Consider the following 336-nt stretch of genomic DNA (forward strand, 5'->3'; position numbering starts at 1 on the left):
TGGCTTCCTTCTCGCTGGCTTCGGCCTTGTCACCGGCTTCGGTCAGGGTCTTCTTGGTCGCGTGAATCATGCCGTCGGCCTGATTGCGCAGCTGGACCATTTCCTCGAACTTCTTGTCTTCGTCGGCGTTGGCTTCCGCGTCACGCACCATCTGTTCGATCTCGTCGTCGGACAGGCCGCCGGAAGACTTGATGACGATGGACTGTTCCTTGCCGGTCGCCTTGTCCTTGGCGGACACGTTCAGGATACCGTTGGCATCCAGGTCGAAGGCGACTTCGATCTGCGGCACACCGCGCGGTGCCGGCGGAATGTCGGCCAGGTCGAAGCGACCCAGAG

Annotated in this window: 1 protein-coding gene; it reads right to left on the reverse strand. The window is 61.6% G+C overall.

What is annotated here, in order from left to right; all coding sequences use genetic code 11:
- On the reverse strand, window positions 1-336 hold a 336-nt coding region (locus R0J88_RS19200; protein ID WP_410900762.1), incomplete at both ends, for an Hsp70 family protein.

It is taken from the genome of Pseudoalteromonas sp. SIMBA_162, assembly GCF_046535955.1.
In the GTDB taxonomy this organism is placed as follows: domain Bacteria; phylum Pseudomonadota; class Gammaproteobacteria; order Enterobacterales; family Alteromonadaceae; genus Pseudoalteromonas; species Pseudoalteromonas marina.